This window comes from Achromobacter sp. 1014246743, from assembly GCF_059760725.1.
Window position 1 is genome coordinate 46,395 of the sequence record NZ_JCBANA010000045.1, and the last position, 8,795, is coordinate 55,189.

At 65.8% G+C, this 8,795-nt stretch carries 10 protein-coding genes and 1 pseudogene; 8 read left to right on the plus strand and 3 right to left on the minus strand.

The features are described 5' to 3' along the window. Positions 1-3: 3 nt before the first annotated feature. The 7 genes from AC6LJ2_RS19200 (at position 4) to cysM (ending at position 5,755) form a co-directional block, all read left to right on the plus strand. Positions 4-363, plus strand: coding sequence for an integration host factor subunit beta (locus tag AC6LJ2_RS19200; RefSeq protein WP_006388263.1), 360 nt, complete (start codon positions 4-6; stop codon positions 361-363). Between the two features lie 146 nt (positions 364-509). Further along, on the plus strand, positions 510-824 hold the full coding sequence (locus AC6LJ2_RS19205) for a lipopolysaccharide assembly protein LapA domain-containing protein (protein ID WP_025140167.1): 315 nt from the start codon (positions 510-512) through the stop codon (positions 822-824). A 60-nt stretch (positions 825-884) separates the two neighbouring features. Next, on the plus strand, positions 885-2,102 hold the full coding sequence (gene lapB, locus AC6LJ2_RS19210; protein ID WP_263910685.1) for a lipopolysaccharide assembly protein LapB: 1,218 nt from the start codon (positions 885-887) through the stop codon (positions 2,100-2,102). Continuing rightward, the gene (rfaE1, locus tag AC6LJ2_RS19215) at positions 2,099-3,040 is read left to right on the plus strand and encodes a D-glycero-beta-D-manno-heptose-7-phosphate kinase (RefSeq protein WP_263910688.1); all 942 of its coding nucleotides are present in this window, start codon (positions 2,099-2,101) and stop codon (positions 3,038-3,040) included. Before lapB ends, rfaE1 begins: the two co-directional genes overlap by 4 nt. Continuing rightward, positions 3,037-4,026 carry an ADP-glyceromanno-heptose 6-epimerase gene (gene rfaD / locus AC6LJ2_RS19220; protein WP_263910689.1) on the plus strand — a complete coding sequence of 330 codons (990 nt, stop codon included), beginning with the start codon at positions 3,037-3,039 and terminating at the stop codon, positions 4,024-4,026. Before rfaE1 ends, rfaD begins: the two co-directional genes overlap by 4 nt. Positions 4,027-4,245: 219 nt before the next feature. Then, positions 4,246-4,773: a ComEA family DNA-binding protein gene (locus tag AC6LJ2_RS19225; protein ID WP_498151953.1), complete on the plus strand. Its 528-nt coding sequence runs from the start codon at positions 4,246-4,248 to the stop codon at positions 4,771-4,773. A 73-nt stretch (positions 4,774-4,846) separates the two neighbouring features. Next, positions 4,847-5,755: a cysteine synthase CysM gene (gene cysM, locus AC6LJ2_RS19230; protein WP_263910692.1), complete on the plus strand. Its 909-nt coding sequence runs from the start codon at positions 4,847-4,849 to the stop codon at positions 5,753-5,755. Positions 5,756-5,861: 106 nt separating this feature from the next. On the opposite strand, the gene AC6LJ2_RS19235 is transcribed toward cysM, so the two are convergent. From AC6LJ2_RS19235 to AC6LJ2_RS19245, 3 genes and pseudogenes are all read right to left on the minus strand, one after another. Further along, positions 5,862-6,842 (minus strand): Bug family tripartite tricarboxylate transporter substrate binding protein, encoded by a 981-nt coding sequence (locus AC6LJ2_RS19235; protein ID WP_498151954.1) that lies wholly within the window; start codon positions 6,840-6,842, stop codon positions 5,862-5,864. After that, on the minus strand, positions 6,839-7,369 hold the full coding sequence (locus tag AC6LJ2_RS19240) for an IclR family transcriptional regulator (RefSeq protein WP_498151955.1): 531 nt from the start codon (positions 7,367-7,369) through the stop codon (positions 6,839-6,841). Before AC6LJ2_RS19240 ends, AC6LJ2_RS19235 begins: the two co-directional genes overlap by 4 nt. Positions 7,370-7,517: 148 nt before the next feature. Further along, positions 7,518-7,616: pseudogene (locus tag AC6LJ2_RS19245) on the minus strand (IclR family transcriptional regulator); the annotation flags it as partial. A gap of 67 nt (positions 7,617-7,683) precedes the next feature. Here AC6LJ2_RS19245 and AC6LJ2_RS19250 point away from each other — a divergent pair. Continuing rightward, positions 7,684-8,733, plus strand: a complete 1,050-nt coding sequence (locus AC6LJ2_RS19250) for a cyclase family protein (RefSeq protein WP_498151956.1) — start codon at positions 7,684-7,686, stop codon at positions 8,731-8,733. Positions 8,734-8,795 lie beyond the last annotated feature (62 nt).

Sequence of the window (8,795 nt, forward strand, 5' to 3'; positions counted from 1 at the left end):
TTCGTGACCAAGTCGGAGCTGATCGCCGCCTTGGCGGCCCGCTATCCTCAGCTGGCCGCCCGCGACACCGATTACGCGGTCAAGACCGTGCTCGACGCAATGACCCAGGCCCTGGCCTCGGGTCAGCGCATCGAGATCCGCGGTTTTGGCAGCTTCTCGTTGTCGCAGCGGTCTCCCCGCATCGGTCGCAATCCGAAGTCCGGCGAACAAGTGCTGGTGCCTGGCAAACAGGTGCCGCACTTCAAGGCCGGCAAGGAATTGCGCGAGCGGGTGGACTTGGTCGGCGGCAATGACGAGGACGCTCAATCCTCTGGATCGAGTGAACCGATGCCGTCCATGGCAGGTCTTCACGCCATGCATTGACGACACGGCCAGCAAGGCTGCCTTCGGGCAGATCGGACCGCGAGCAACGCCCCTTGAGCAATCAAGGGGCTTTGTTTTTTGGGGCCTCCCTGGAGGGGTGGAGGTCGCTTACAATTGACCCTCTTGAATACTTAGGAGCATGCGTCATGCGCTACCTTGTCTGGGCCCTGCGATTGCTCGTGTTCGTGGCGGTATTGATGTTCGCACTCAAGAACACCGATCCCGTCGCCGTGAAGTTCTACGCCGATTACGTCGTCCAGGACGTACCGCTGATCGTCGTCATGTTGGTGGTTTTCGTGGTGGGCGCTCTGTTCGGCCTGCTCTTGACCGTGCCCGCCGCCATGCGCCGTCGCCGCGAGGCCATTCGCCTGCGCCGCGAACTCGACCGTGTGCAGGCTGCCGTCAATGGCACCACGCCCGTCGTGCCGCCGGAAGCCGTCGCGCCGATGTCGCCGCTGTGATGGCGCTGCAGACCCCGCACGCCCTTATTCCCGTACTGAATTACAGCAAGAGCCCGCATAGTGGATTTTGAACCTTGGTGGTTGATATTCGTGCCGGTGTTGTTCGCGCTTGGCTGGTTGGCCGCGCGCTTCGACATCCGGCAGATGCTCCGGGAAACCCGCAGCCTGCCCGATTCCTATTTTCGGGGCCTGAACTTCCTGCTCAATGAGCAGCCCGACCGCGCCATCGACGCGTTCGTCGAGGTCGCCAAGCTCGACCCCGAAACCACTGAACTGCACTTCGCGCTGGGTAGCCTGTTCCGCCGTCGCGGCGAAATGGAACGCGCCATCCGCGTGCACCAAAGCCTGCTGAACCGATCCGACCTGCCTGCGGCCGAGCGCGAGCACGCGCAGCACGAACTGGCGCAGGATTTCCTCAAGGCGGGCATGCTGGACCGCGCCGAGAGCGGGTTCGAGCAGCTCAAGGACACCCGCTACGCCTTGCCGGCGCTGCGTTCGCTGATCCGCATCTATGAGTCCGAGCACGATTGGCCGCGCGCCATCGAGGCGGTCAAGACGCTGCACGGCCTGGTCGACGAACCGGTGCCGCAGATCGTGCATTACTACTGCGAGCAGGCGGCCACCGCGCTGGCGGCCAAGCCGCCCAATGTCGATGCCGCGCATACGGCGCTTGATGCTGCCGACCACGCGCTGTCTACGGCCGATGCGGGCATGTCGAGCAAGGGCTCCATGGTGCGCACCGCCATGTTGCGCGCGCGCCTGGCCTTGCTCGAGCAAGATCCCAAGCGCGAACGCCTGTACCTGGAATCGGTCATGACCGACGCGCCCGAGTACGCCGGGCTGGTGGCCGAACAGCTGCTGGCCAACTACCGTGCGGCGGACCAGGCCGCGGCCGGTCTGGACCTGCTGCAGCGCCAGTACGCACGCCATGCGTCACTGGACCTGTTCAATGTCGTGTTTCGCGAATTGCGCGTGCAGCAAGGGTCTGCGCCTGCCTGGGCGTTCGCGCGCAGTGCCTTGCGCAGCCATCCTTCGCTGCTGGGGCTGGACCGCCTGCTCGAAGCCGAACTCGCCAATGGCGAAGGCGCCACCGAACAAGGCCCGGTTCCCGGTGCCGACCTCACGCTGCTGCGCAGCCTGATCCACAAGCATACGCAACGTCTGGACCGCTACGCGTGCCGGAGCTGCGGTTTTCAAGCGCGCCGCTTCTACTGGCAATGCCCGGGCTGCAATGCCTGGGAGACCTACGCGCCGCGTCGTCTGGAAGAACTTGAATGAAGCCCTTTCCCGCCGAATCCATTTCGCATAGCCGCGTGCTCGTGGTGGGCGATGTCATGCTGGACCGTTACTGGTTCGGTGAAGTCGAACGCATTTCCCCCGAGGCGCCGGTACCCGTGGTGCGCGTGGCGCGCCGTGAAGACCGTCTGGGCGGCGCGGCCAACGTGGCCCGCAACGTGGCGGCCTTGGGCGGCCATGTCACCCTGGTCGGGGTGCTGGGCGAAGACGAGGCCGGCGACAGCGTGCGCCGCCTGTCTTCCGAAGCCGGCATCCAGGCTGACCTGATCACCGATCGCAGCCTGCACACGACGCTGAAGATGCGTGTGTTGGGCCGTCAGCAGCAACTGCTGCGGGTCGACTTCGAACAGCATCCGGCGCAGGAAGCGCTGGACAGCATCGACGCCGCCCTGGCTCGCCATCTGGCCAACCACGACGTCGTCGTGCTGTCCGACTACGCCAAGGGCGTATTGGCACGGGTCGAGTCGCTGATCGCCCTGGCCCGCAGTGCCGGCATTCCGGTGCTGGTCGATCCCAAGGGCGACGACTACTCGCGCTATCGCGGCGCGACGCTGGTGACGCCCAACCGCTCTGAAATGCAGCAGGCCGTGGGCCGCTGGAACACCGAATCCGAACTGACCGATCGGGCGCAGCGCCTGCGCGCCGATCTGGACCTGGAAGCCCTGCTCGTGACCCGTTCCGAGCAAGGCATGACTTTGTTTACCGACACGGGCCGCGAACACATCGACGCGCAGGCGCACGAGGTCTTCGACGTGTCCGGCGCGGGCGATACCGTGCTGGCCACGCTGGCGGTCTCGCGCGCCATCGGGTTGCCGTGGGTGGATGCCATGGGCTGGGCCAACCGGGCCGGCGGCATCGCCGTGGGCAAGCTGGGCACGTCCGTCGTCACCGCCGCCGAATTGGCAGGAGAACTCTCATGATCGTCGTAACCGGAGCCGCGGGCTTCATTGGCAGCAATCTGGTGCGGGGCCTGAACCGCCGCGGCATCCAGGACATCATCGCGGTCGACGACCTGACCGAAGGCGACAAGTTCGTCAACCTGGTCGACTGCAAGATCGCCGACTACATGGACAAGGACGACTTCCGTCGCCGCGTCGCGGACGGCAGCTTGCCGAAAATCCGCGCGGTGCTGCACCAGGGCGCCTGCTCGGACACCACCGAGCGCAACGGCCGCTACATGCTCGACAACAACTACCGCGTCACGCTGGAGTTGTTCGAATTCTGCCAGGCGCGCCGCATTCCGTTCCTGTATGCCTCGTCGGCCGCCGTCTACGGCGGTTCGTCCGTCTACGTCGAAGACCCGGCCAACGAAGGGCCGCTGAACGTCTACGGCTATTCCAAGCTGCTGTTCGACCAGGTGCTGCGCACCCGCATGGACAGCCTGACGGCGCAGGTCGTGGGGCTGCGTTATTTCAACGTCTACGGGCCACACGAGCAGCACAAGGGCCGCATGGCGTCGGTGGCGTTCCACAACATGAACCAGTTCCTGGAACATGGCCATGTGCGCCTGTTCGCGGGTTGGGACGGGTATGTCGACGGCGGCCAGAGCCGCGACTTCATCTCGGTGGAAGACGTGGTGGCCGTGAACCTGCATTTCCTGGATCACCCCGAAACGTCCGGCATCTTCAACTGCGGCACCGGCCGCGCGCAGCCGTTCAACGATGTCGCCGCGGCGGTGGTGAACACCTTGCGCGCCGAGCGTGGCGAAGCGCAACTGACGCTGGCCCAGTTGGTCGAGCTGGACCTCATTCGCTACATCCCGTTCCCTGACGACCTGAAGGGCCGCTACCAGAGCTACACCCAGGCCGACGTGAGCCAACTGCGCGCGGCGGGCTTCACTGCGCCCATGCGCGATGTGCAGACGGGCGTGGCGGAGTACGTGCGCTACTGGCGCGCCCGCAAGTAACGTTGCCGCGCCGACTGTCGCCGGGCCTGTGCGATGCGGGGCCTTGGCGCAGATCTGCCGTCCCGAGAAAACCACCGTCCATGCGGTGGTTTTTTTCGTCCGGCGTAGTTGCCGGGGTGGATGCAACCATTCACTGCGCGAGCATCGCCGGGGGTGGCCGGGCCATGATCAGGTCGTGGTGCAACAGCCGTTGCGCCGCCCTTATCCGGAGACCTGTTCATGAATCCCTTTTTGAATTCCACCGTGGCGACCCACGTGGCGACCCGTTCTGCAGCGCCTTGGCGCCGGCCGTGGCCGGCGGCGGCCACGGGGCGCCGCGTGTGGCGGCGGGCGCTGGGCACGGCCTTGCTGGCGGCGGGCCTGGCCAGCGCCCCCGCCTGCGCGGTCGACGTCAATGGCGCGACTGCGCAGCAGCTCGAGGGTATTCGCGGCATCGGTCCGCGTACGGCGGAAACCATCGTGCGCGAACGCGATCGCGGCGGCAAGTTCGAATCGCTGCAGGACCTGGCCGAACGCGTGCGCGGCATCAGCGCCAAGAAAGCCCAGGCGTTGGAGGCGGCCGGCCTGACCGTCGGTGGCGCCACGGCTGCCAAGCCCCCGGTGGCAGTCGACCCTGCGGCAAGCCCGCCCCGACCTGGCGCCAAGCCCGCCACGCCCGGCGCTGCGGCACCCAGCCCCGGCAGCACCAAGGCGGGGGCTTCGGGCCCATCGACCAAGCCTGCCGCCGCGGCGCGGACACGCCCCTGACCCTGTCATGAACCCCTGGCGCGAGCGAGGCTTTTCGCCGCCGCCCGCGCCGGGGAGGGTTATGATCGGCGTCATGACTACCACCTATCCCACCATCGAGCAGACCGTCGGCAATACGCCGTTGGTGCGTCTGCAGCGCATCCCCGGAGCCGCGGGCGCCGCGCGGGGCAACGTCATCCTGGCCAAGCTGGAAGGCAACAATCCCGCAGGTTCGGTCAAGGACCGCCCGGCGCTGTCCATGATCAAGCACGCCGAAGCGCGTGGCGACATCAAGCCGGGCGACACGCTGATCGAAGCGACCAGCGGCAATACCGGCATCGCCCTGGCCATGGCGGCTGCCATGCGCGGGTATCGCATGATCCTGATCATGCCCGACAACCTGTCGGTGGAACGTCGCGCCGCCATGACGGCTTATGGCGCCGAGCTGATCCTGACGCCGGCCGACAAGGGTGGCATGGAATATGCCCGCGACCTGGCCACCGAAATGCAGGCCGATGGCCGGGGCGTGGTGCTGGACCAGTTCGCCAACCCCGACAACCCCCGCGCCCATGTCGAAACCACCGGCCCTGAAATCTGGAACCAGACGGACGGCCGCGTGACGCACTTCGTCAGCGCCATGGGCACCACGGGCACGATCATGGGGGTGTCCACCTACCTGAAATCGCGCAACCCCGCGGTGCAGGTGGTGGGTGCACAGCCGGCCGAAGGGTCGTCCATCCCCGGCATCCGCAAGTGGCCCGAGGCCTATCTGCCCAAGATCTTCGATCGCAGCCGTGTCGACGCCTACGAGTCCATCGAACAGGCCGATGCCGAGGTCATGGCGCGCCGCCTGGCTTCCGAAGAAGGCATCTTCGGCGGCATTTCGTCGGCGGGCGCCCTGGTGGCGGCCCTGCGCGTGGCCGAGCGCGTCAATGACGCGACCATCGTGTTCATCGTCTGCGACCGCGGCGACCGTTACCTGTCTACCGGCGTCTTCAACTGATTCTCCCCCGGGCCATCTTGTCTCGGCCCAAAAAAAGCCCTGCGTCCCGGAACGTCTCCGGTGCGCAGGGCTTTTGCTTTCAGGGCGTCAATGGGCGCCCTGAGGCTTATTCCGGCTGGATGTTGGCGTCTTTCATGACCTTGATCCAGCGCGCGCTTTCGGCCAGGTTGAAGGCCTCGGCGTCCTGGTAGCTCATCGTGCTGGGCAGGGTGCCTTGCGACTTCAGGGCTTCGATCACCTTGGGCGACTGCGAGGCTTCGACCATGGCCTTGTTCAGCTTGGCAATGATGGGTTCGGGCGTGTCCTTGGGCACCCACATGCCGTACCAGGTGACGATGTCAAAGCCCGGCAAGCCGTTTTCGGCGATGGTGGGCACGTCGGGCAGCTCGGCCAGGCGGGCCTTGGTGGTGACGGCCAGCGGGCGCACCTTGCCGCTCTGGATCAGGGGCAGGGCGGGGGCCAGCGGCGCGTACATCAGGTCGACATGGCCGCCGGCCACGTCCGTCAGGGCAGGGCTGCTGCCGCGGTAGCCCACGTGGGAGATCGACGCCTTGGTCGTGGTGTTGATCAGTTCGCCAGCCAGGTGCGGCAGGGTCGCCACGCCGGGGGACGCGAAGCTGAGCGTGCCGGGTTGAGCCTTGGCCTGGGCGATCAGCTCGCCGAAGGTCTTGAACTTGGAATCCGGCGGCACCACGGCGACCATGGGCACCGTGCCCAGCACGCCGACCATGCGGAAATCCTTGATGGGATCGAAGGTCAGGCTCTTGAATTGTGCGGGGTAGATGCCCTGCACGGACGGGTTCATCAGCACCGTGTAGCCGTCGGCCGGAGCGCGCGCCACCTGGGCGGCGCCGATGGTGCCGCTGGCGCCGGGCCGGCTTTCGATCACCAGCGGATGGCCCAGGATTTCTCCCATGCGCACCGCGATCACGCGGCCCACGACGTCGGTCGGACCGCCCGCCGCCCACGGCATGATCACGCGGATCGGCTTATCGGGATAGGCGTCCTGCGCCTGCGCGCTGGCCAGCGGCAGGGCCGCGATGGCGATCGCCGAACCCACCGCGGCGAGCAAAGTGCGCTTGTTCATCTGCTGTCTTCTCCTACAAAGGTTAGATTGGCCGAGGGCAGGGCCGCGAGCAGCAACCCCTTGACCTCTTCCAGTTGTTTTCCAGTGGCGGCTTCGTTTTTCTGCATGCGCCCCAAGGGGCCGGCCACCACGATGGCGAAGGGTTGCTCATAGGCGCGAAAGCCCAGCGAGATGGACATCACGTCCTCGACGTTTTCGCCGATGGACCGTTGCCAGCCGCGCTGGATACCCGCCTGCAGGTCGCGTTCGAAGTCGGCCTGGCTGGTGAGCGTGGTTTCGGTATAGCGGGTGAATCCCGTATAGGTCTTGAACCATTTCTGGCGTTCGTCTTCGGTCAGCACCGACAGCAGGGCCTTGCCCGAGCTGGTGGCGTGCGCCGCCTTGAAGCCGCCAGGCTGATGTGAAAAGCGGATGGTCTGCTTGGATTCGGCCACGATCAGGTACACCACCTTGTCGTCGGCCAGCTTGGCCAGCAGCGCGGTTTCGCCCGTGATGTCGCGCACCCGCGCCAGCACCGGCTCGATCACCGCGTTCAGGGGGGTCGCTGCGACAGATCAGCGTGGCGACGTGGATCAGCTTCTGGGTGGGGTAATAGCCGTGCTTCTTGCCGATTTCATAGAGGTAGCCGCGCGCGACCATGGTCTTGAGCAAGCCATGGCAGCTGGACAGCGGGATCTCCATTTGCGCGGCGATTTCGCTGTACAGCAACGGCTTCTGCGCCTCGGCAAAGAGGTTCAGGACATCGAGGACCCGAGCGGCTGTTTTCACATCCATGATGATATTATCCTATACGTGATAAATTTATGTCAATTCGCAGTTAATCGCCTAGGAGTTGCGACGCATGAGATGGAAGAACCGTCCCGAGGGATCGAACTGGGGGGACTTCGGCCCTGATGACCAAAGAGGTTGCCTGAATTACATCACTACCGCCAACGTGATGAAGGGGATCCAGGAAGTCCGCGAGGGGTTGAGCTTCTGCCTGTCGTTGCCGCTGGACTACCCGGGGGGCAACGGCGTCAATGTCCGGCGCCATCCGCCCAAGCTGCGCCCCACCGAAAGGGATGGCGACCAGTACCTGAACTTCCCGCTGGGACGGCTGCGCCCGGGCTGTGTCGACGTGCTGAGCGACGACATCGTCGAGATGAGCCTGCAGTACTCGACCCAATGGGATTCGCTGGCGCACGTGGGCGCGCTGTTCGACGCCAATGGCGACGGCCTGCCCGAACGCGTCTACTACAACGGCTACCGGCCCAATGAGCACGTGGTGGGTCCCGTGGACTACGACGTGGACAACGGCTTTGCCAAGACCGACCTGGGTCACGGCGGCGCGTCGAACGCCAAGAAGCTGGACATCACCCACCTGGCCGAATCGTGCCTGCAAAGCCGGGGCGTGATGGTCGACCTGGCCCGGCACTACGGCCGCGAACAGAAGGCGGTGGGCTACGACGACCTGATGCGCATTCTTGAGGCCGACCGGATCGAGATCGAGCAGGGCGACATCGTGCTGTTCCATACCGAGTTCGGCGATGCGCTGCTGGAAAAGAACCGCCAGCCAGACCCCCACACCCTGCACGAGATCTGCGCCGGCCTGGACGGCAGCGACGACAAGCTCCTGCAGTGGATCACCGATTCGAAAGTGGCCGCCATGGCGTCGGACAATCATGCGCTGGAGATCTACCCCACGCAAAAGCCGAACGCCTGCTGCGCAGCGCTGCCCCTGCATCATCATTGCATCTTCAAGTTGGGCATGCCCATCGGTGAGATGTGGTACCTGGGCGCGCTTGCCCGCTGGCTGGCCGCCAAAGGCCGCAGCCGGTTCCTGTTGACCGCGCCGCCGTTGAACCTGCCCGGCGCGGTGGGCTCGCCCGCCACGCCCGTGGCCCCGGTGTGAGGGGCGGGCGGGCGGGCGCACCCGTGCCTTCAAACCCCTCTGACCGTGCCTCGGAAGACGCG